The following is a 21,445-nucleotide window of genomic DNA, read 5'->3' on the forward strand; positions in this document are numbered from 1 at the left end:
CCATGGACGAAGCGAGCAAGAGCAATCCTCTTCCCGAGCCGTTGGCCGCGCGCGAGCGTGCGCTGTACGAGGCAGCGGCCGAGCTGGAACGTCTCACCGACGAGCTGCTCGGCGATCCCTCCTCGCAGAAGGAGCTGCGGGAAGAGGCGTTCGCTGCGGAAGGTGCTGCTTCCCACGAGGCCCTTTCGCACGAGGATGCGCAGGAGCACCACCATCATACGCATGCGCCGGTCTCCCATCACGAGCATGGCCATCATCTGCTGCAGGTGGAGGACCTGAGCGTGGGATTCCGCATGTACGACGAGGATGCGCCGTATCTTCGCGCGAAGCAGCGCATGGTGGAAGTGATCTGCGGGCTGAGCATTTCCGTGCACGCTGGCGAGATCGTGGCCGTGGTGGGCGCATCGGGCTCCGGCAAGACGCTGCTGGCCGACGCCATCCTGGGGCTGTTCGAGCCGAACGCCAGCGTGCACGGGCGCATCTGGTTCGATGGGCGGCAGCAGGACGCGTCGACGCTTTCCCAGCTGCGCGGCCGCGGCATCTCGCTCGTGCCGCAGAGCGTGAACAATCTCGACCCGCTCATGAAGGTGGGCCGTCAGGTGGAGGGGTTCGGCCGCACGCAGGTGCCGCGCGAGGAGCGCCGTCGTCGGCGCGCGCAGCTGTTCGAGCGTTACGGCTTGCCGGAGGATACGGCGAGGAAGTACCCGCACGAGCTGTCCGGCGGCATGGCCCGTCGGGTGCTGCTGTGCTGCGCGCTCATGGACGACCCGCGCGTCATCATCGCCGATGAGCCTACGCCCGGCCTCGACCTGGAGCTGGCCGTTCGCGCGCTCGACGACTTTCGCGAGTTCGCCGACGCGGGCAACGGCGTGCTGCTCATCACGCACGACATCGAATTGGCGCTGCGCGTGGCGGATCGCGTGGCGGTGTTCCGGGACGGCACCGTGGTGGAAGAGACGGCCGTCGCGAACTTCGCGTCGCCCGACCTGCTGCAGCATCCGTTCAGCCGCGAACTGTGGCATGCGCTTCCCGAGCACGATTTCGAGGCGCCGGCAGGCGATGACGGGGAGGGGCGCGCATGCTGCGGATAGAATCGTTCGGTCGGGTGCCGGGAATCTGGCAGAAATTTGCGGGTATGCGAATGAATCGCAGAGCGAGAAATATCGCGATCAGGGATTTTGCCGTCTGCGATGTCGAAAGGGGCTTGCAGAAGGCTGCAAACATTCGCATACCCGCGAATTTCTGCCACCAAATGCACTTCGGCCAACGCGCCCCTCTCGCGTCTGCCCCGGCGGAGGAGGTTGCACTATGTTAGAGGCTCGCGGCATCACCTTCGCGCATCCCGGCATGCGCACGCCGCTCTACCGCGACTTCGACCTGGTCGTCGATGCGGGCGAGCGCGTGGCCGTCAGCGCGCCTTCCGGATTCGGCAAAACCACGCTCTGCCGACTGCTGGCCGGCTACGAGCGCCCGCAAGCGGGCGCGATCCTCGTTGACGGATCCCCGCTGCCGAAGCGCGGCGCGTGCCCCGTGCAGCTGATCCTGCAACACCCCGAGACCGCCGTCGATCCGCGCATGCGCATGGAGCAGACGCTGGCCGAAGCGGGGGAGGTGCCGCAACGTTTGCTCGATGACCTGGGTATCCAGAAGCGCTGGCTCACGCGCTTCCCGCACGAGCTGTCGGGCGGCGAGCTGCAGCGCTTTTGCATCGCCCGCGCGCTGGCGGCGCGCCCGCGCTATCTCGTGGCCGACGAGATATCCACCATGCTCGACGCCGTTACCCAGGCCCAGATCTGGCGGTTCCTCGTCGCCGAGACGCAGGACCGCGGCATCGGGATGCTGTTCGTCTCGCACTCGCCCGCGCTCACCGAGCGCATCGCCACGCGTGTGGTGCACCTCGCTCGCGTCTAGGGGCGGAGCGTCTCGATCCAGGACATTCTGCACTGAAAACATGCTCTTTTGACAATATTCGAGTTTGACTATAATCATTGAAAAGAATAATATGAGGGCAGCTTGAACCGAGCGAGGACTCTGCGCCGCGTACGCGATCTCCCCGGTCCGAGCGCCGTCGGGATGGGAGCGTCAGGGAAGGGAATCCATGAAGAAGCACATTCGCATCATGCTCGCGGCCGCGTGCGCGTTCGCCCTGGTGGGCGCGTTCGCGCTGGTCGGATGCTCGTCGAGCAACGAGCAGCAAGCGGCCGAGCCGCAGCAGCAAGCCGAGGACCAGGCCAACAAGGCCGAACAGCACGACGCCGTGGAACTGCAGCTGTTCGCCGCGAACTCGCTGTCGAAGGCCATGGACGCCGTGCAGGAGCTGTACGCGCAAGATCATGCCTGGGTGACGTTCAAGGACACGCAGTACCTGTCCTCGGGCGAGCTCAACGAACAGCTGGCCGGCGGTGCGTACGCCGACGTGCTGATCTCCGCCTCCAAGGGGAAGATGGACGACGCCGTGGAGAAGGGCTACGTCGACGAGGCCACGCGCTTCGACATGTTCAAGAACGACCTCGTGATGGTCGCAGGCGAGGATACCGAGTTGGCCAAGACGTACGGTGCCGACCAGAGCTTCACGCTCGACGACCTCGCCACGGGCGACTACTCCGTGGCCGTGGGCGACGCGTCGGTGCCGGCCGGCAATTACGCCAACCAGGCGCTTTCCACCATCGGCTGCTTCACCGATGCCGACGGCAAGACGGGCAAGGACAGCGCCGGAACCGACGGCTCCTACGAAGGCACGCCGCTCGAGGGCAAGGTCAACCTGCAGAGCTCCGTGGGCAACGTGTGCAAGCAGGCCCAGTCCGGCGCCGTTGACGTGGCGTTCGTGTACACCTCCGACGTGTACCGCTTCGGCGGCGTGAAGGTTATCGGCGTCGTGCCGGCCGACACGCATAAGAACATCGTCTACCCGGCCGCCATCTGCAAGGACTCCACGCAGGCCGAGGCCGCGAGCGAGTTCATCGAGTGGGCCACCACCGATGCGGAGGCCAAGAAGCTGTGGCAGGAGTGGGGCTTCGAACTCGTTTCCTAAAGCCCGCACGCATACGGTATAGTGATGAGGAAAGGATGGGATCGCTCGATCCCATCCTTTCCGTGCGACAAGGACGCCTCATGATCAACACGCTCATCAACCGCATCGCCCGCGCCTTTCCGCGTCCCGCGCTGCTGCTCGGCGCATGCGCGTTGGCGCTGGCGATCGCCTTCGTCCCCGGCATCGCCCGCGCAGACGCCGACGACGAAGGCGATCTCGCTGCGCCCAACGCTCCTGCCGGCGCTCCCGCAGCGCAGACGGCGCAGGAGGACACGGCATCCGACGATGCCGTGAACCTCGACGCTGACGGCACGGCGGCGTCGATCGACGGCAGCCCCTTCGCGCTCGAGAACTTCTCGCGTTCCCAGGTGGGCAGCAACGGCGACGTCGACGGCGTCTACGAGGGTTACCGCTACTTCGTCTCCGACGAGCCGGGCAGCCTCGCGGTGATCGCTTCCGACGCCTGCATCGTGGTCTACGTGCCGCACGGCGTCGCCGAGCAAAACGGGTTCGACAAGAGCTCGTCGGAGAGCCGATCGTATCTTAAAAGCCTGATCATCGCCTTGGATTCCGAAAACTCAAAAGGTGGCTCGGTGCTGGGGCGCCAGGGCAACTGGATATTCTCGAACGAGCCGGTCGTGGAGTACGGAGGCGTCGAGTACCGCTTCGACCAGGAGCTCGAACCGGGCGAGTACTACGCCTGCGTCATCGGCGCCGACGGCTCCGACGTCACCGACGCGTCCAACCCTTCCCACGTGCGGCTCACCCACGCCGATTTCGCCACGCTCTCGCCCGCCGACCGGGTAAGCGTCGTCGGCGCCCCCGAGGGCCTCGCGGCGCTCTCGTCGTTCTTGCGGAGCATCGACTACAGCCCGCTGTGGGTGACGCTCAAGACCACGCTCACCGCCATCGTGTTCATCTTCATCCTGGGATTGGCGGCCGCGTACTTCAGCCTGCGCATCCCCGTGCGTGCGCAGGACGTCGCCGATTCCATCTTCACCATCCCGATGGTGCTGCCGCCCACGGTGTGCGGCTTTCTTCTGCTGCTGGCGTTCGGCAAGAACACGGCGCTGGGACAGTGGTTCATCGACATCGGCTTCCCGCTCATCTTCAGCTGGCAGGCCACCGTGCTGGCGGCCGTGGTGGTGGCGTTCCCGCTCATGTACCGCAGCGCGCGCGGCGCGTTCGAGAACCTCGATCCGAACATGCTCGACGCGGCCCGCACGCTGGGCTGGAGCAACGCCAAGATCTTCTTCAAGCTCATGCTGCCGCTGTCGTGGTCGTCCATCGCGGCGGGCACCGTGCTGTCGTTCGCGCGCGCCCTCGGAGAGTTCGGCGCGACGCTGTTTCTGGCCGGCAACTATCTGGGCGTCACGCGCACCATCCCGATCGCCATCTACTTCGAATGGATGAACGGCAACACCGACGTGGCCTTGTTCTGGACGGCCGTCATCATGGCGTTCAGCTTCGTCGTGATCCTGTTCATCAACCTATGGAGCAGGCGCACGACGAAGTACCGCAGGAGGGTCGAAGCATGAGCCTACAGGTGGACATAAGGAAGACGTTCTCGTCGTTTTCGCTGGACGTGGCGTTCGAGGCGGGCGACGAGACGCTCGGGTTCCTGGGCGCGTCGGGCTGTGGGAAAAGCCTGACCATGCGCTGCATCGCCGGCATCGAGACGCCCGACGAGGGGCGGATCGTGGTGAACGACCGGGTGTTCTTCGACTCCGAGCGGAAGATCAACCTCACGCCGCAGGAGCGCAAGACGGCTCTGCTGTTCCAAAGCTACATGCTGTTCCCGAACCTCACGGTGGCCGAGAACGTCGCTGCGGGCATCGGCCGCGAGGTGTCGAAGGCCGACCGCTGTGCGCTCGTGGCCGCCGAGCTCAAGCGCTTCGGGCTCGACGGGTTCGACAAGCGCTATCCGGCGCAGCTGTCGGGCGGCCAGCAGCAGCGCGTGGCGCTCGCGCGCATGCTGGCGGCGCGCCCGGGCATCCTCATGCTGGACGAACCGTTCTCGGCGCTCGATGCCCACTTGAAGAGCGTGCTCGAGCAGAACCTCGTCAGCCTGTTCGACGCGTTTTCCGGCACCGTGCTGTACGTGAGCCACGACATCGACGAGGCGCTGCGCTTCTGCGACCGCATCGCCGTGGTGGAGGCCGGCTCCATCACCGAGACCGGCACTGGCGACGACCTGGTGAACCGGCCGCAGTCTCTCGCGGGCGTGAAGCTGTCGGGCTGCAAGAACGCCACGGTCGCCGTGCGTGCGGGCGAGCATCGCGTGCGCCTGCCGAAGTGGGGGATCGAGGCGACGGCGCGCCAGGAGGTGCCCGAGGACGTGAGGGCGCTCGGTGTTCGCGCGTTCTTCCTCGAGCGCGCCGACGGCCCGGGTGAGAACTGCTATCGCGTGCGCGTCGACCGCGTCAGCGATTCGCGTTTCGAGCGCACCGTGTTGCTGGGATTCCTCGATCGCGATGAGACCGAGGCGCCCACGGTGGCCCGCACCGACGACGAGATGAAATACCTGCACCAGCACCTGTTCTGGCGCGTCGACAAGCTGTCCGTGCCGTCCGAGCGACTGCCGTACGAGGGCGAGGAGCTCTGGATCCGCATCCCGCCCGACAAGGTGTATTTGGTGTCGCGGTAGGGAAAGGGCCAATGCGGGCCGCTCGGCGCTCGCGAGGCCGCGCTTGTGACATGAATGAATTGCTGCGAACCGCCTGCTTCGGCGGTTCGTTTGCTTTTCGGCCTTGCCGCTGACGAGTCTTGAGATGCGATTGCGGGCCGCCCGCTTCGTGCAGCATGCGTTCGTTACGCTAATCACGGTGTTTGTCCCCGCGCATCCTTATCCACGACTAATTTTATTGACCCGGGGGGAGGTGTAAATTACTATTTGAATGGTATTGACAGGATCGTCCGCTTCGTGCAGCAAGAGAGCTGCTTTTTTCGACGGGCGATCTTCCACAAGCATGGGAGACAACGTAGGGGCATGGGAGAAGGGCGAAGCTATGAAGTGGAAGAAGCGCGTCAATCGGTTGTTTGCGATAATCCTGACATTCGCTCTGATCGCGTCCATCAACGTCCCGGCGCTAGCTTGGGGCGAGGAGGCGGTAGAGCCGACGGCCGAAGGCGTTGCGGCGATCTTGCACTCTGATCATTCCGTTAGAGCGACGTGCGCAACGCTCAAAGAAGCTATCGATGGCGCGATGGACGGCGAAACGGTTGCGATGCTTAACAACGTCACCATTGACGCTGCTGAGATCAAAGCGTCTGATGCTGACGAGGGCGCATTCTACAACTATATTAGCGGCAAGAACATCACCTTGGACCTTGCCGGCAAAACGGTGACGCTTGACATGAGCGAGATCGCCATTGAAAACCACGACAATGATGAGCGAGGCGTCTTCAGGGTGAACGCCGATGGCGGACTGACCATCAAGGACAGCGGAACCGGAGGAACGATAACGGCACTGCCGCCGAAGGCGGGATCGTATTCGGCGCGACCCTTAATCGACAATTACGGCTACTTCGCATTTGAGGGCGGCATGATCAAGGGCGTCGAGCGCGTGTATTACCTGGTATGCACGAACGGACCAAGCGCTCGTGTTCTCATCAAAGGGGGCACGCTCGATAACCAATGGGGAACGTCGAAAGACGGCGGTGCTTGCCTCGGGGCGAATGGGAAGTCCTCAAACGCAGGATTTTCTATCGACATCACAGGTGGAACGCTCAAGGGCGGCGAGCAGACGCTGTATCTTCCCTCAGCAGGCGTTACGACTATTTCAGGGGATTCGGTTCTCGAAGGAACCGCGCGCGCGGTCGAGATTCGCGCAGGAGAGCTGAACATTGCAGGTGGTACCTTCTCGGCCACCGAATCGCGTCGAATGGACGCAGTCGCGGGAAGCGGCACGACTGGCGCTTATACCGGCGCGCTTGTCGTGGTCAACCCTCTCGATGCAAAAGAGACGGGCTACGCCGGAAATATCTCAATCAACGTCACCGGCGGCACGTTCGAGAACACCGCTGCCGTCAACGGTGATGCGCTCGTGTTCGTGAACGAGCAGGTGGGCGATGGCCGACTGTACGACCTGAACGCTTCCATCTCGGGAGGCTCTTTCGTCGGCGGGTCGAATGTGGGCAACACGGTCGGTTTTGATAAGGCGGACAAGCTCTCGATCGTCGGCGGCACGTTTGCGTCCGATCCGAGCGCCTATTGCGCTCCGGGATATCGAGCGCTCGACAACGGCGACGGCACATTCACGGTAGCCGATGCGCGGGAGGCGGCCATCGGCGACATGAAGTACGCCACGCTGGCCGGCGCGATTGCCGATGCGGGCGATGGCGACACGGTGACGTTGCTGAGGGACGTCGCCATTGACGCCGATACTTTTCCGATGGGCAACAATTTTTTCGCCTATCTGATGGACAAGTCGATCACGCTCGACCTCGCAGGCAAGCGCGTGACGCTCGATTTGAGCGCGATGTCGGGAAACAACGCCCACAAAGGGCTGTTCCAAGTGCATCCAGGGGGCGGGCTAACGATCAGGGATAGCGTGGGCGAGGGTTTGATAACCGCGATCGCCCCGAGCGATGGAAGCAGCGTACTGCGCGCTTTCGTAGACAACCACGGCACCTTCAAGCTTGAAAGCGGAACCTTGAAGGGCGTCGAAAGCGTGTACTACCTTGTGGGCACGAACGGCTCCGGCACCCATACAATCGTCTCGGGCGGCGTGCTCGACAACCAATGGGGAACCTGGGAAGATGGCGGGGTCTGCTTGGCGGCGAACGGGCAAAGCGCAAATGCCGGGTACCAGATCGACATCACGGGCGGGGTGCTCAAGGGCGGCGAGCAGACGCTCTACCTGCCTTCGGCGGGCGTGACAAACGTTTCGGGCGATGCGGTTCTCGAGGGAACGGCCCGGGCGATTGAGATTCGCTCGGGAGAGCTGAATATCGAGAGCGGCACGTTCAAGGCTTCGGAACAGCGACATCCCGAAGCTGCTGCCGGAAACGGTAAAACCGGAAAATACACAGGAGCGCTCGTTGCGGTGAATCCGCTTGGCGCCAATGCGGAAGAGTATGCGGGCTCCATCAAGATCGACGTATCGGGGGGCATTTTCGAGAACACCTCTGCCGACGGTGATGCGATCCTGTTCGCCAATGAACAGGAAGCCGATCCGTCGTACGTTATGGAAGCTTCCATTTCCGGCGGTCGCTTCATCGGGGGGACGGGCGTTTATATCGTGAGCGGGGCGGACAAGTTCTTCATCACCGGCGGCACGTTCTCGACGGATGTTTCCGACCACTTCGACGGTGATAAATATTCCCAGATCGCCCTCGACGCCATCGACGACCCCGGTGCCGTGGTGCCGCGCGCGTATGCCGTCTCGTACGATCTGGCTGGCGGCACGTTGGAGGAGGGGGCGAGCAACCCCGTTTCCTACACCTACTTCGACGATGACGTCGTGCTTGCGAACCCGTCGAAGGTCGGGTACGCGTTCGCGGGTTGGACGGGCACCGGTCTCGATAATGCGGCCATGAACGTGACGATCGCCAAGAACTCCACGGGCGATCGCTCCTACGTCGCCACATGGACGCCGAACGCGAACACCGCCTATGCGGTCGAGCATTACTTCCAGAACGTCGAGGGCGACGGGTACACGCTCGACGCGGCCAAAACCCAGTCCTTTTCCGGCACGACCGATGCCGAGACGAGCGCGGTTGCTCTCGAGGTGGCCGGTTTCACGGCGAAGGCTGTCAGCCAGAAAATGATCGCCGGCGACGGTTCGACGGTCGTCGAGATCCGCTATGACCGCAACGTGCACACGTTGAGCTACGCTTACGCGGGCACGGTTCCCGACGGCGCCTCGGCGCTGCCGGACGCCCGGCAGCTTCGCTACGGGGCTCCGGTCGCGACGGCCGCTCAAGCCACCGCCCCCGGCTACACGTTCGGGGGCTGGGGCGTCGCCGAGGGCTACACCATGCCCGACGAGGACGTTGAGCTCACGGGCTCGTTCACGGCCAACGGCGATACGGCGTACAGGGTCGAGCATTATCGGCAGAGCCTCGACGGTGTCTACCAGCTGGTTGCCGCCGACGAGCTGGAGGGGATGACCGATTCCGCGGTCACGGCCGCGCCCAAGACGTTCACCGGGTTCTCGTATCGCGAGGACGCTCCGGGCTCGCTGGCTTCTGGCGCCGTCAAGGGCGATGGCAGCCTCGTGCTCAAGCTCTTCTACGACCGCAACTCCTACGAGGTATCGTACGCTTACGCGGGCGCAGTTCCCGTCGGCGCCCCTGCCGTTCCGCAGACGACTTCGGTCGCGTACGGCGCGACGGTGGAGCCCGCCGCCGTTCCGACGATGACGGGCTACACGTTCTCCGGCTGGTCGAAGGACGTCGCCTTCGAGATGCCCGCCGAGAAGGTTGTCATCACCGGTTCTTGGGCGGCGAACGCCGACGTGCGTTACACCGTGCATTATTTCCTGGACGGCACCGACACGAAGCTCGCCGACGACAAGCTGGTGGGCGAGCGCACCTTCGGCCAAACCTACGAGGAAGCCGCTCTCGACATTGCGGGGTACACGGTGAAGGGCTCGAAGGTCCAGCAGGTGACGCTCGACGCGTACGACAAGGAAGCGACGTTCTTCTATACGGCCGACGAGGCGCGCATCGTGTTCGAGGCGAACGGCGGGTCGAAGGCCGACGATCTCGTGGGCGTTACGGGCGCGCCCGTCCGCGGGTCGCTGCCTGCGCCGATGCGCGAAGGCTACGCGTTCGCCGGATGGTATGCCGACAAGGCGCTGACCGCGCCAGTGACGCAGCTTCCCGCGGTGTTCGAGGCGGGTGCCATCACGTACTATGCCAAGTGGAACGCGGTGCCGCTTCCCGATGCCGATGTGGAGATCCAGGTGGAGCTGCCGCAAGCGAGCGGGGATGGCTCGGCGTACGCGGCGGTGCCGGACGAGGCGGTGAGGGCGGCGGCCGAGCACGCGCAAAAGTCCCTTGAGTCCATCGGCAACGGCGAGGTTCCTGCGGGGATGAGCGCGCAGGACGCGCAGGCGGTGGCCGACGTGCTCGAAGCGGCAGGATCCGACGACACGGTGTCGGTCGTCATTTCGCTCAGGTTCGAGGAGAAGGGCGCGTCGGACGTCGAAGAGGGCGAGCAGCAGGCCATCGGAAGCGTCGTGAACGATAGCGAGGGCGTGGCGCTGTACTTGGATCTGGGCGTCGAGATGACCGTGAAGGTGGTGGGCGATGAGGGCGTCAAAGACCAGAGGACCGTTTCGCTCAACGAGGTGAGCACGCCGCTCCTGTTCGAAATCCATGTGGACCCAGACCTCGTCAAGGGGAAGCACGTGCGCATCGCGCATGTCCATGAGGGAGCGACCGAGATCATCTATCCGGAAAGCGTCGATCGCGAGCAGGGCATCGTGCGTTTCTATGCGAGCGCGTTTTCCACCTATGCCCTGTTGACCTCCGACACCGTCTCGGTGACGTTCGAATCGAACGGCGGTACGGCTATCGAGGCGCAGACGTTGAAGCTTGGCGAGAAGGCATCGAAGCCTGTCGACCCGAAGCGCGAGGGTTTTGCGTTCGGAGGCTGGTTCTCCGACGAGGCGCTGACGATGGCGTACGATTTCGCCGTGCCGGTCGATCGCTCGATGACGCTGTATGCCAAGTGGACGGCAATCTCCGGCGGAGGCGGCTCCGGCAGCGGAGGCGACGATGCCGTTGTCGACGATGACGGCGCGAAACCCTCTTCCAAGCCGCTGCCGCAGGCGCAGGTGCCCAAGAAGCTCGTTGCGACGGGAGACGGCGCGGGTTGGCTCGCGGCTTCGTCTATCGCGCTGGTCGTGCTGGCGGCAGCGGCGATCGTCGTGGCGGCGAAGCGCCGTCGCAGCCGCGGCTGAGCCGCCGTCCACGCGAGCGGGGAGTGGGAAGCAAGAGCCCGCTCCCCGTGCCCATACGGGGGTCAGCTTTGCGAGATCGCCTCGGCGACGAGCGCGCGCAGGAATTGCGAGCGCGTCTCGCCGGCCCGCTTCGCGGTTTCGTCGAGCGCGTCGACCTGGGATTTCGGTAGCTTGAACGTGACCGTGGCAAGATCCTCCGTCGAGATGCGGGGGCGTCCGACCACGATCTTGCCGGGGGTGCCCGGAATTTCCCCACGCTCCCAAGGCGCAGCCCATTGCTCGACGAGCTCGTCGGTTATCTCGATCCCGTCTTCGGTGCAAAGCGTTTCCATGACTGCTCCTCACTATGACAATCCAAGCTCGTTCAGCATGTTCCAGGTCGCCCTCATGGCGTGGAATATGAGCACGACGTCGTTCAACGGATCGTACACGGCAACCATCTGGAGCAAGCGTCCCTTCGCGTCGAAGCCCACGGCGGCGTATTGGGGAGGGTGCAGCTCCTCGCGTTTGCGACGCTTGATTTGGCTGTTCCACGCCGTGCGCACGTCGTCTTCCGTCACGTCGGGATGCCGCTCGCGGATGCGGTGATGGACGACGACGCGTTGCTCGGGCAGATCCATGGCGATCATCCTTTTGTGATACGAAATTATAATACGAAATGGGGAGCGATTGCAAGAAGGGCGCAGGAGGGCGGGCGAGGAGTCGGCCGCCTGACGTGCTCCCTTCCGTTTTCCGTTCCCTCTTCCAGGGTAGAAACCTTGTCTCACGCGCCGATGACGCGCATCCAACGCGGCGCGCCTCCGAATCCGATGCGCTTTCAACGCCGATCCCACGCCGATTCCATATGCCGTGCCCGTGTTTCCAGCGCGCATTGCTCCCGGATCTGATGCACGCTGTTCCATTTGCCATATTGCAGCGCATGCGAGGTAAAGGATGGCCTATACTATATTCTCGGACGAGAAGGGAGCTGGTCCTGTGAAAGACAGCCATGGTCGTACCATCGACTATTTACGCATATCGCTCACCGACCGCTGCAATTTCCGCTGCATCTACTGCATGCCCGAGGAAGGCGTGCAGTCCCTCGCGCACGAGGACATCCTGCGCATCGAGGAGATGGAGGAAGCGGTACGCGTTGCGGCGGGCATGGGCATCCGGAGCATCCGCCTGACGGGCGGCGAACCGCTCGTGCGCCTCGGCGTGGTGGACCTTGTGCGCGCTATCGCGCACACGCCCGGCATCGAGAACGTGTCGATGACCACGAACGGCGTGCTGCTGCCGAAGATGGCGGCCGACCTCAAGGAGGCGGGCCTATCGCGCGTGAACATCTCGCTCGACACGCTCGATCCCGAGCAGTTCAAGCAGATCACGCGTCGCGGCGAGCTGCAGCAGACGCTCGACGGCATCGACGCCGCCCTCGCGGCCGGGTTCAACCCGGTGAAGATCAACGCCGTCGCCGTGCGCAGCCTGAACCAGGACTACCTGGAGTTCGCGAAGCTGTCCATCGACCGCCCGCTGCACGTGCGATTCATCGAGTACATGCCCGTGGGAGAGAGCTCGGGCAGCCACGGCTGCGGCTGGGGCAAGGACGACGTCGTTCCCAGCGAGGAGCTGTTCGATCTCATCAACGAGCGCGCCCGCGCCGCAGTGATGGACGAGCTCGTGCCGGCCGGCGACGACCGCCCGCTGGGGTGGGGGCCGGCGCGTTACTTCGAGTTCCCGAACGCTCTGGGCACGGTGGGGTTCATCTCGCCGCTGTCGCGCCATTTCTGCAGCGAGTGCAACCGCCTGCGCCTGACGGCCGACGGCAAGCTGCGTCCGTGCTTGTTCTCGGATGACGAGTACGACCTGCGAGGCGCGCTGCGCTCGGGCGATGCGCAAGCTTCGCGCGCCGTGTTCGCCGAAGCGCTCGGCGCGAAGCCCGACGAGCACCACGACAAGGTGGGCACCGAGCGCGGCATGAGCCAAATCGGAGGCTGAGGCGGTCCGACGGTCTGCCGACCGTCGGAACCTGCCGACGCACCTCGTCCCTTCTCGCTGGCTTACCGCGCCAACCTGCGCCCTTCCAACCTGCAAGACCACGAACCAAGGAGACACCCATGACCGAGCAGCAGCTGACCCATATCGACGAGCACGGCGACGTGCGCATGGTGGACGTGTCGCAGAAGGCCGACACCGAGCGCATCGCCGTGGCCGAGGGCTTCATCGCCATGCATCCCGAGACGCTCGCGCTCATCGTGGAGGGGAAGGCGGCGAAGGGCGACGTGCTGGCGTGCGCCCGCGTGGCCGGCGTCATGGCGGCCAAGCAGACGAGCGCGCTCATCCCCATGTGCCACCCGCTCAACATCACGAAGGCGAAGGTGGAGTGCGCGCCGGTGGCCGAAGGCGAGCGCGCCGACGGCCTCGTCGGCATCCACGTAACCTGCACCTGCGGCGTGACGGGCAAGACCGGCATCGAGATGGAGGCGCTCACCGCCGCGAGCGTGGCATGCCTCACCGTGTACGACATGTGCAAGGCCGTCGACCGCGGCATGGAGATCACCGACGTGCGCCTGCTCAAGAAGGAAGGCGGCAAGTCCGGCCTTTGGGAGCGCGCCTAACGGCGCAGCGCTAAGAACCCGATGGGGTCGATGAACGGAACGGACGAGTCTTCGAAATCGCGCAGATTTCTCGTGATGATGAAGTCGCATCCGTTCGTTCGAGCGGTTTCTATCTGCACAGCGTCTTCGTAATCGTCGATGGGAAGCTCCAGCGCATCGACGCATGCCGAAACGGGCGTGGGGTACAGCTCGCATAGGGTGAACAGCCCGCGCAAAGCGTACCGGGCTGTTTCGTCTCCCGCCGCTTTCCGTAAGCTGTAGTATAGATCGGTCGCCTGAGACGTAGAGAACCCGGCTTCCAGCCAGTCGGTTGCGACGAGCCTCATGAGCTGTACGGCGGGCTCGTGGAATGCGCCCCGACTGTCCAACAGGTAATCGAGGATGACGCTCGTGTCGAGAAATACCCTCACTGTCGATCTCGTCGTTCTTCGCGATCGCGTTCGAGGTCGATTTCGGCATGCACGCTGCCCGCCAAGCGCTCGACGAGGGCGAGCTTGTCGCGATGCGGGTTCGTCCAAAGCCCGATGACTTTCCCGTTCTTGGTGATCTGGAAGTCTTGCACATCCACGAGGGATAGATACTTCCCGAAATTCTGTCGGAACTCCGATGCCGGAATCGTGGTCGGCGTCATGGTGCACCTCCTGTCGTGCTTACAGGTCGTGCTTATATTGTACAATAAAATGAAAAATTTTGTACAAACTCATTTCAACACTTCGAAGAAAGCGCCTACGCGTCCACCACGATGGCGGCGCTTCGATACAGTTCGGCCATGAGCTGGTGGCGGTTCGAGACGCCCATCTTCTGATAGATGCTCTTCACGTGCTTCTTCACGGTGTTCTCCGAGATGAACAGGCGCAGGCCGATCTGCTGGTTGCCCAGCCCCTCGGCGATGAGCGCGGCGATCTCCTGCTCGCGCGCCGTGAGGCCCGTGCCCGCCACCACGGGCTTACCTTCGTCGCGCTTGAGCCCGGCGGGATAGGTCACGGCCAAATACGTCGAGAGGTGCCGGTTCAGCACGGCGAGGCATTCCTCTTCCTCTTCGGTGAAGTCGCCCGACGCGCGCGTGCGGAACAGGGTGATGGAGCCGTAGATCATCCCGTTGCCCACCTGCGTGCTGCCCATGCTGTAGTGGACGTCCATGGGGATCATCCATTCGCGGTACAGCTCCGATCGGTCGCGCATCTCGTCGGTGACGAAGGTGGAGTCTCGGTACACCACCGGATCGTTGACCGAGAACAGCCAGGTCGTGTAGTCGCCGGGTTCGTACTTCTGGTAGTACGACAGCAGCTCCTCGTCGGTCATGTCCGTCGAGACGGGGTCGAAGAACACGAAGCGGCCGCTCTCGCTGCAATCGCACAGATCGAAGAATCCCTTGTCGTAGGGCACGAGGGCGTGCAAGCCGCACATCGCCCGCCGGCGCAGGTCGGCGAGATCCGTCGCCGCGTAGAACGTGAGCAGGAGGTCGTCGATCGCTCGCCATCGCTTGTCGCTCAGCTCCACCATGGGTTTCCCCGTTTCCCTTCGCGTCGGCCATCCGCTTCGATGGCAATCGTACCATATCCGCACCCCTTCGCGTCGAGGTACCCGATCGGGTACCTCGACGCGAAGGGGTACTGTTGAAAAGCCCTCCTCGCGGGTACTGACGCCGCGCGCCGCGCGTCGGTAGGATGGGGCCATCAGGTGGGAACGCCCACGACGATCAGCGAAGGAGCGCACCATGAAGATCATCACCGACAGCACGCCGAAGCAAGACGGATTCCGCATGCCCGGAGAGTTCGAGCCGCGCAAGCAGGACTTCCTCATCTGGCCCGAGCGCCAGGACACGTGGCGCAACGGCGGCAAGCCCGCGCAGGCCGTCCTCGTGGAAGTGGCGAAGGAGATCATCAAGCACGAGCCGCTCACGGTGTTCTGCTCGGCCGACCAGTACGAGAACGCGCGCACCCGCCTTCCCGAGGGCGTGCGCGTGGTGGAGATGACCATCGACGACGCGTGGGCGCAGGACAAGGGCCCCTTCTACGTGGTGAACGACAAGGGCGACATGCGCGGCGTGACCTGGGGATGGAACGCGTACGGCGGGCTCGAGGGCGGCCTGTACTTCCCGTGGAAGCGCGACCAGGAATTCGCCACGAAGCTCTTGGACCTCGAGAACTACGACGCATACGACGCCACGAAGATGGTGTTCGAGGGCGGCGCCATGCAGATCGACGGCGAAGGCACCCTCATCGTGACCGAGAACAGCGTGCTCAACCACAACCGCAACCCGCATCTCACCAAGGAAGAGGTGGAGTGGTACTTCAAGGAGTACATGGGCCTCGAGAAGGTCATCTGGTTGAAAGACGGCATGGCGTTCGACGAGACCGACGGCCATATCGACGACGTGTGCTTCTTCATCCGCCCCGGCGTGCTGGCGCTTTCGTGGACCGACGATGAGGACAACCCGCAGTACCCGAACCTCAAGGCCGCCTACGACGTGCTGTCCGAGGCGACCGACGCGAAGGGGCGGAAATTCGAGATCCACAAGATCCCGATTCCCGGCATCATCCGCATCTCCGAGGAGGAGAGCGCCGGCGTGGACCTCTGCAAGGACGCTGCGTCGCGCGAGGCCGACCTGCCGCTGGCCATCACGTACATCAACAGCTACTTCGTGAACGGCGGCCTGCTGGTCCCCCAGTACGGCGACCCGATGGACCAGGTGGCGTGCGATATGTTCGCCGAGCTCATGCCCGACCGCGAGATCATCAAGATCTACACGCGCGAGTGGTCGCTGTGCGGCGGCAACATCCACTGCATGGCGCTGCAGCAGCCCGATCCGGCCGCTATCGCCGCGAAGCTGGGCTAGGCAGATCGCGCGAACCGTTACATCCGTGTGCGGGCCGTTCTGAACGGCCCGCTTCCCTCATGAAGGAGGCATCGTGACCGTCAAGGACTACATCGACACCAACGACTTCACCAAGGAAGAGCTGCTCGACATGATCGAGCTGGCGCGCTCCATGAAGGCGATGATCAAGGAGGGCGGCCGCTACCCGCTGATCCTGAAGAACCGCACGCTCGGCATGATCTTCCAGCAGGTGTCCACCCGCACCCGCATCTCCTTCGAGACGGCCATGACCGACCTGGGCGGCCACGCGCAGTTCTTCGGCCCGGGCACCATCCAGCTCGGCGGCCACGAGACCCTCGAGGACACCGCCCGCGTCATGGGCTCGCTCGTCGACATCCTCATGGCCCGCGTGAACCGCCACCCCGACGTGGTGGGCCTGGCCGCGAACTCCGCCGCGCCGGTCATCAACGGCATGTCCGACTACAACCACCCCACCCAGGAGCTCGGCGACCTTCTGACCATGATCGAGAACATGCCCGAGGGCAAGAGGATCGAAGACTGCAAGCTCGCCTTCGTCGGCGACGCCACGCAGGTGTGCGTCTCGCTCATGTTCATCGCCTCGAAGATGGGCATGGACTTCGTGCACTTCGGCCCCAAGGGCCATCAGGTGACCGACGGCGGCCTCGTGGTGGACAAGACCGTCGACATCATGGCCATCGCCGAGGAGAACTGCAAGGTCTCCGGCGGCACGGTCACCGTCTCCGACGACGTCGAGTGCATCAAGGGCGCCGACTTCGTCTACACCGACGTGTGGTACGGCCTCTACGACGAGGAGGAGGGCGGCGAGAGCTACATGGACGTCTTCTACCCCAAGTACCAGGTGACCATGGACATGATGGACTTCGCCGGCCCGGACTCCAAGTTCCTGCACTGCCTGCCGGCCACCCGCGGCGAGGAGGTCGTCGACGAGGTCATGGACCATCCCGAGCGCAGCCTGTGCTGGGTCGAGGCCGAGAACCGCAAGCACTCCATCCGCGCGATCCTCGCCTACCTCTGCCCCAAGCTGCCGGAGGACGACGCCGCCGCCGACGCCGCCGAGGCCCGCATGAACGCGGTGCTGGCGAAGATCGGCAAGTAGCAAACGCCAAAATGTCCCAAATGGGGACTGTCCCCATTTGGGACATTCGCTCTTGAAAGGGGAGCCGCATGGCCAAGAAGAAGAAATTCCGCATGATCGACGCGATCCTCACGGTGATCTGCGTCGTGTTCGTCGCTGAAGCGGCCGCTCCCGCCGCCGCCATCGGCAACTCCCAGTTCTTCTGGTGGATCTTCCTCATCATCGCGTTCCTCATGCCGTACGGCCTTATCGTGTGCGAGCTGGGAACCACGTACGCCGACGACGAGGGCGGCATCGCCGACTGGGTGCGCCGCGCGTTCGGCGACACATGGGGCAGTCGCGTGAGCTGGTACTACTGGATCAACTTCCCGCTGTGGATGGCGTCGCTCGCCTTCCTGTTCCCCGAGACCATCGCGCTGATGACCGGTTTCGAGCTCGATCTGATCCCGACGCTCGCCATCGAGCTGGCCTTCGTGTGGATCGTCGTGTTCATGAGCTTCTCGAAGGTGTCGGACTCGGCATGGATCCTCAACCTGTCCGCCGTGCTGAAGGTGCTCATCGCGGTGTCGGTGGGCGGCCTCGGCATCTACTACGCCGTGACGAACGGCTTCGCCAGCGACATGTCGCCGTCCACGTTCCTGCCGTCGATGGACGCGAGCAGCCTCACGTACCTGTCCATCATCCTGTTCAACTTCATGGGCTTCGAGGCCATCGCCGTGTTCGCGAACGACATGGAGAACCCGAAGAAGCAGATTCCCACGGCCATCATCGCCGGCGGTATCGCCATCGCGGCCATCTACCTGTTCAGCTCGTTCGGTATCGGCGCGGCCATCCCGTCCAACGAAGTGTCGCTCGATTCCGGCATCATGGACGCGGTGGCCATCATGGCCGGCAACGGCAGCCTGCTGTTCATCGCCATCGGCGTCGTCTTCCTGGTGACGCTGTTCGGCAACATGATCAGCTGGTCGTTCGGCGTGAACTACGTGGCGGCCCATGCGGCCGACAAGAAGAACATGCCCGGCGTGTTCGCGCGGCTCAACAAGAAGGGCGTGCCCACCGGCGCGGCGCTCGTGAACGGCGTCATCGCGAGCGCGCTCGTGCTCGTGTCGCCCGTCATGTCGGCCGTGGGACTCGACGGGTTCTTCTGGATCTTCTTCTCGATGAACATCGTGTTCCTTCTGATCTGCTACATGCCGATGTTCCCCGCGTTCCTGAAGCTGCGCAAGGTGGACCCGAACCGTCCGCGCATCTTCCGGATGCCCGGGGGCACGGCGGCCGCCACGGTGGCGTGCTGGGTGCCCGTCGTGCTGCTCATCCTGTCGATGATCGCCACCATCGTGCCGCTCAACGGCTCGGAGGAAGAGCTCTCGAAGATCCCCATGCTCATCGGCGTCGTAGCGTTTGCGGTGATCGGCGAGATCGTGCGCGTGGTATCGGCGCGCAAGCGCACGGAGGAGTACCGCGGCATGGCCCTCGACGGCGACCCCGAGGAGTGGGACGCGGCGCACGGCTACCTCGATCCGGCGGTGGAAGCGGGTTTGGAGGAAGCGGCCGAGCGAGATCTGGAATTCGAGCGCGGATAGCCGCCTCGAACCTTTCTTCGCGCGGCGGGAGCGCACGGGTCCGTGCGTTTCCCGCCGCGCCGAGGACCGCGGGCGCCTACCCGTTCACCACGGTGCCGCCGTTCACGTGGATCACCTGGCCCGACACGTAGCTGGAGTCGTCGCACGCCAGGAAAACGTAGGCGGGGGCCAGCTCGTAGGGCTGTCCGGGGCGCCCCATCGGCGTGGATTCGCCGAAGTGCCTCACCTTGTCGCTGTCCGGACCGTACGAGGCGGGGTTGAGCGGCGTCCAGATGGGGCCGGGTGCCACGCCGTTCACGCGGATGCGGCGGCTCACGAGGTCGTCGTTCTCGGAAAGCGAGCGGGTGAACGCGGTGATAGCCCCCTTAGTGGCGGAATAATCCAGCAGGTTCGGCGAGCCCTGGTAGGCGGTCACCGAGGTGGTGTTCACGATGGCGCCGCCTTCGGGCAGGTGGGGGAGGGCGGCTTTCACCAGGTAGAACATGCTGAACAGGTTGGTCTGGAACGTGCGGACCAGCTGTTCCTGCTCCAGATCGAGGATGCTTTCCGCAGGCGTCTGCTCGCCCGCGTTGTTCACGAGCGCGTCGAGGCGGCCCCACTCGGCCACGATTCCCTCGACCATGCTCCGGCAAAACGCCTCGTCCCCCACGTCGCCCCTGAACGCGAGCGCACGCCGGCCGAGCTCGCGGATGCGGTTGGCCACGGCTTGCGCGTCGTCGTCGGAGGAGTAGTACGCGATGGCCACGTCGGCGCCTTCTTTGGCGAACGCGATGGCGACGGCTGCGCCGATGCCGCTGTCCCCACCGGTGACGAGGGCCGCTTTGCCCTCCAGCTTGCCCGCCGGGCGATAGCGGTCGCTTTCGAGCTGCGGCTTCGGATCGATGTTCGCGCGGACGTCGTCCATGGCATAGCCCGCTTTCGGGGCTTGGGTTTCCAGTTCTACGAGTTCGGGCATGGAAGCCTCCTTTCACGGTTCGTGTCGGCAGCGTAGCGCAGCGGCAGATGCCCGCGCCGGGGCCGCCCGAGGCGTTACCCCGTCTCCGCTGTCCGGTAACGACGACGCCGCTGGAAGCGCTTCGTCCCGTCCGAATGCGGCCTGATCGCTCTCATTTGAGGGAATGCGGGCAGGCGCTCGCTCGGTTTCGCTATACTGGTTCGCGAACCTACGAGACGGGAGGATGCTATGCTGCATGCGGTTGAAGTGAAGCCCGACGTGTACTGGGTGGGCGGCATCGACTGGAACGAGCGGAATTTCCACGGCTATACGACCGACCGGGGATCCACGTACAACGCCTACCTCATCATGGACGAGCACCCCACGCTCATCGACACCTGCAAGCCCGCCTTCGCGGGCGAGCTTCTGGAGCGGGTGCGCGAGGTGGTGGATCCCGCGCGCATCGAGTACGTGATCGCGAACCACGTGGAGCAGGACCATTCCGGCGCCCTGCCCGCCGTGTGCGAGCTCGCGCCGAATGCGCGCGTGTACGCGAGCGCTCCGTACGGGGTGAGCGGCCTCGCGGCCCATTACGGCGACCGCGGCTACGTGCCCGTGAAGACCGGCGACACGCTCTGCATCGGCAAACGTACGCTTGCGTTCACGCAGACCATGATGGTGCACTGGCCGGACAACATGGCAACCTATTCCGACGTCGACCGCGTGCTGTTCTCGAACGACGCCTTCGGCCAGCACTACGCGTCCTCGAAGCATTTCGACGACGAGGTGGGCCTGCCCGAGGTGCTCGCCCAGGCCAAGAAGTACTACGCGAACATCGTCATGCCGTATTCGCGCCACGTGGAGCGCGCGTTGGGGGCGCTCGAGGGCCTTGACATCGACATGATCGCGCCGAGCCACGGCGTGATCTGGCGCAGCCATGTCCCCGAGATCATGGAGACGTACGCGCGCTGGAGCTCGCTTCAGCCCGAGGAGTACGCCGTGGTGGTGTACGATTCCATGTGGCACACCACCGAGGCCATGGCGCACGAGATCTTGGAGGCGTTCATCGAGCGCGGCGTGCCGGCGCGGCTGTTCGACCTCAAGGCGAACCACATCTCCGACATCATGACCGAGGTTCTGTCGGCGAAGTACGTGGCCGTGGGCTCGCCCACGCTCAACAACTCCATGATGCCCACGGTAGCCGCGTTCCTCTGCTACCTCAAAGGCCTGTCGCCGAAAGCGGGCTGGCAGGGGCGCGTGGGCATCCCGTTCGGCTCGTACGGCTGGGGGACGAACGGCCCCGACGAGGTGGCGGACGTGCTCGCGAACTGCGGTTTCGACCTGTCGTTGGGCACGCTTTCGCACCAGTGGATCGAGGATGCGCCCAGCTTGAAGGAGCTGCAGGAGGCTGTCGCCGGCGCGATCGGCCGATAGGGTTTCCGGACGAGGAAG

18 protein-coding genes are annotated in these 21,445 nt (G+C 64.3%); 12 read left to right on the forward strand and 6 right to left on the reverse strand.

Annotated features, from left to right (window positions below):
• Window positions 1-2: 2 nt before the first annotated feature.
• From C1A15_RS06505 to C1A15_RS06530, 6 genes are all read left to right on the forward strand, one after another.
• Window positions 3-1,091: an ATP-binding cassette domain-containing protein gene (locus C1A15_RS06505; RefSeq protein ID WP_101721796.1), complete on the forward strand. Its 1,089-nt coding sequence runs from the start codon at window positions 3-5 to the stop codon at window positions 1,089-1,091.
• Window positions 1,092-1,308: 217 nt separating this feature from the next.
• Window positions 1,309-1,911, forward strand: a complete 603-nt coding sequence (locus C1A15_RS06510) for an ABC transporter ATP-binding protein (protein WP_101721797.1) — start codon at window positions 1,309-1,311, stop codon at window positions 1,909-1,911.
• A gap of 187 nt (window positions 1,912-2,098) precedes the next feature.
• Window positions 2,099-3,031, forward strand: a complete 933-nt coding sequence (gene modA, locus C1A15_RS06515) for a molybdate ABC transporter substrate-binding protein (protein WP_101721798.1) — start codon at window positions 2,099-2,101, stop codon at window positions 3,029-3,031.
• Between the two features lie 80 nt (window positions 3,032-3,111).
• Complete coding sequence (gene modB / locus C1A15_RS06520) at window positions 3,112-4,569, forward strand: molybdate ABC transporter permease subunit (protein ID WP_101723729.1); 1,458 nt, start codon at window positions 3,112-3,114, stop codon at window positions 4,567-4,569.
• Window positions 4,566-5,678 carry a sulfate/molybdate ABC transporter ATP-binding protein gene (locus C1A15_RS06525; RefSeq protein WP_101721799.1) on the forward strand — a complete coding sequence of 371 codons (1,113 nt, stop codon included), beginning with the start codon at window positions 4,566-4,568 and terminating at the stop codon, window positions 5,676-5,678. The genes modB and C1A15_RS06525 overlap by 4 nt, the downstream gene beginning before the upstream one ends.
• 361 nt (window positions 5,679-6,039) lie before the next feature.
• Window positions 6,040-10,944 carry an InlB B-repeat-containing protein gene (locus C1A15_RS06530; RefSeq protein WP_180953013.1) on the forward strand — a complete coding sequence of 1,635 codons (4,905 nt, stop codon included), beginning with the start codon at window positions 6,040-6,042 and terminating at the stop codon, window positions 10,942-10,944.
• A 62-nt stretch (window positions 10,945-11,006) separates the two neighbouring features.
• On the opposite strand, the gene C1A15_RS06535 is transcribed toward C1A15_RS06530, so the two are convergent.
• Entirely contained in the window at window positions 11,007-11,276 is a 270-nt protein-coding gene (locus tag C1A15_RS06535) for a ribbon-helix-helix domain-containing protein (RefSeq protein ID WP_101721801.1), read from the reverse strand.
• A gap of 12 nt (window positions 11,277-11,288) precedes the next feature.
• A complete protein-coding gene (locus C1A15_RS06540; RefSeq protein ID WP_101721802.1) occupies window positions 11,289-11,564 on the reverse strand; it encodes a hypothetical protein in 276 nt (91 codons plus the stop codon).
• Window positions 11,565-11,919: 355 nt separating this feature from the next.
• Here C1A15_RS06540 and moaA point away from each other — a divergent pair, with 355 nt between their 5' ends.
• Together moaA and moaC are read left to right on the forward strand one after the other, a co-directional pair.
• The gene (moaA, locus tag C1A15_RS06545) at window positions 11,920-12,921 is read left to right on the forward strand and encodes a GTP 3',8-cyclase MoaA (protein WP_101721803.1); all 1,002 of its coding nucleotides are present in this window, start codon (window positions 11,920-11,922) and stop codon (window positions 12,919-12,921) included.
• 119 nt (window positions 12,922-13,040) lie between these two features.
• Window positions 13,041-13,541, forward strand: a complete 501-nt coding sequence (gene moaC / locus C1A15_RS06550) for a cyclic pyranopterin monophosphate synthase MoaC (RefSeq protein WP_101721804.1) — start codon at window positions 13,041-13,043, stop codon at window positions 13,539-13,541.
• On the opposite strand, the gene C1A15_RS16975 is transcribed toward moaC, so the two are convergent.
• The 3 genes from C1A15_RS16975 to C1A15_RS06560 form a co-directional block, all read right to left on the reverse strand.
• Window positions 13,538-13,951, reverse strand: coding sequence for a type II toxin-antitoxin system VapC family toxin (locus C1A15_RS16975; RefSeq protein ID WP_180953014.1), 414 nt, complete (start codon window positions 13,949-13,951; stop codon window positions 13,538-13,540). The genes moaC and C1A15_RS16975 overlap by 4 nt on opposite strands.
• On the reverse strand, window positions 13,948-14,172 hold the full coding sequence (locus tag C1A15_RS16980; RefSeq protein WP_180953015.1) for a type II toxin-antitoxin system Phd/YefM family antitoxin: 225 nt from the start codon (window positions 14,170-14,172) through the stop codon (window positions 13,948-13,950). The genes C1A15_RS16975 and C1A15_RS16980 overlap by 4 nt, the downstream gene beginning before the upstream one ends.
• 95 nt (window positions 14,173-14,267) lie before the next feature.
• Window positions 14,268-15,044, reverse strand: a complete 777-nt coding sequence (locus tag C1A15_RS06560; RefSeq protein ID WP_180953016.1) for a helix-turn-helix domain-containing protein — start codon at window positions 15,042-15,044, stop codon at window positions 14,268-14,270.
• 214 nt (window positions 15,045-15,258) lie between these two features.
• Between C1A15_RS06560 and aguA the strand changes: the two genes are divergently transcribed.
• The 3 genes from aguA (at window position 15,259) to C1A15_RS06575 (ending at window position 19,059) form a co-directional block, all read left to right on the forward strand.
• Entirely contained in the window at window positions 15,259-16,380 is a 1,122-nt protein-coding gene (gene aguA, locus C1A15_RS06565; RefSeq protein WP_101721807.1) for an agmatine deiminase, read from the forward strand.
• A gap of 73 nt (window positions 16,381-16,453) precedes the next feature.
• Window positions 16,454-17,497: a putrescine carbamoyltransferase gene (gene ptcA / locus C1A15_RS06570; protein WP_101721808.1), complete on the forward strand. Its 1,044-nt coding sequence runs from the start codon at window positions 16,454-16,456 to the stop codon at window positions 17,495-17,497.
• Window positions 17,498-17,565: 68 nt separating this feature from the next.
• Complete coding sequence (locus tag C1A15_RS06575; protein ID WP_101721809.1) at window positions 17,566-19,059, forward strand: APC family permease; 1,494 nt, start codon at window positions 17,566-17,568, stop codon at window positions 19,057-19,059.
• A gap of 76 nt (window positions 19,060-19,135) precedes the next feature.
• Here C1A15_RS06575 and C1A15_RS06580 read toward each other — a convergent pair whose 3' ends face one another.
• The gene (locus C1A15_RS06580) at window positions 19,136-20,014 is read right to left on the reverse strand and encodes an SDR family oxidoreductase (RefSeq protein ID WP_101721810.1); all 879 of its coding nucleotides are present in this window, start codon (window positions 20,012-20,014) and stop codon (window positions 19,136-19,138) included.
• A 228-nt stretch (window positions 20,015-20,242) separates the two neighbouring features.
• Between C1A15_RS06580 and C1A15_RS06585 the strand changes: the two genes are divergently transcribed.
• Entirely contained in the window at window positions 20,243-21,427 is a 1,185-nt protein-coding gene (locus C1A15_RS06585) for an FprA family A-type flavoprotein (protein WP_101721811.1), read from the forward strand.
• Window positions 21,428-21,445: the final 18 nt, after the last annotated feature.

Source organism: Eggerthella timonensis (assembly GCF_900184265.1).
GTDB classification, from domain to species: Bacteria; Actinomycetota; Coriobacteriia; order Coriobacteriales; family Eggerthellaceae; genus Eggerthella; species Eggerthella timonensis.

Coding starts and splice junctions, on each gene's coding strand:
- C1A15_RS16980 (WP_180953015.1), bottom strand. CDS start 14,172: ATGACGCCGACCACGATTCCGGCATCGGAGTTCCGACAGAATTTCGGG.
- C1A15_RS06540 (WP_101721802.1), bottom strand. CDS start 11,564: ATGGATCTGCCCGAGCAACGCGTCGTCGTCCATCACCGCATCCGCGAG.
- C1A15_RS06580 (WP_101721810.1), bottom strand. CDS start 20,014: ATGCCCGAACTCGTAGAACTGGAAACCCAAGCCCCGAAAGCGGGCTAT.
- C1A15_RS06505 (WP_101721796.1), top strand. CDS start 3: ATGGACGAAGCGAGCAAGAGCAATCCTCTTCCCGAGCCGTTGGCCGCG.
- C1A15_RS06530 (WP_180953013.1), top strand. CDS start 6,040: ATGAAGTGGAAGAAGCGCGTCAATCGGTTGTTTGCGATAATCCTGACA.
- C1A15_RS06585 (WP_101721811.1), top strand. CDS start 20,243: ATGCTGCATGCGGTTGAAGTGAAGCCCGACGTGTACTGGGTGGGCGGC.
- aguA (WP_101721807.1), top strand. CDS start 15,259: ATGAAGATCATCACCGACAGCACGCCGAAGCAAGACGGATTCCGCATG.
- modA (WP_101721798.1), top strand. CDS start 2,099: ATGAAGAAGCACATTCGCATCATGCTCGCGGCCGCGTGCGCGTTCGCC.
- C1A15_RS06525 (WP_101721799.1), top strand. CDS start 4,566: ATGAGCCTACAGGTGGACATAAGGAAGACGTTCTCGTCGTTTTCGCTG.
- moaC (WP_101721804.1), top strand. CDS start 13,041: ATGACCGAGCAGCAGCTGACCCATATCGACGAGCACGGCGACGTGCGC.
- modB (WP_101723729.1), top strand. CDS start 3,112: ATGATCAACACGCTCATCAACCGCATCGCCCGCGCCTTTCCGCGTCCC.
- C1A15_RS06560 (WP_180953016.1), bottom strand. CDS start 15,044: ATGGTGGAGCTGAGCGACAAGCGATGGCGAGCGATCGACGACCTCCTG.
- C1A15_RS06535 (WP_101721801.1), bottom strand. CDS start 11,276: ATGGAAACGCTTTGCACCGAAGACGGGATCGAGATAACCGACGAGCTC.
- C1A15_RS06510 (WP_101721797.1), top strand. CDS start 1,309: ATGTTAGAGGCTCGCGGCATCACCTTCGCGCATCCCGGCATGCGCACG.
- C1A15_RS06575 (WP_101721809.1), top strand. CDS start 17,566: ATGGCCAAGAAGAAGAAATTCCGCATGATCGACGCGATCCTCACGGTG.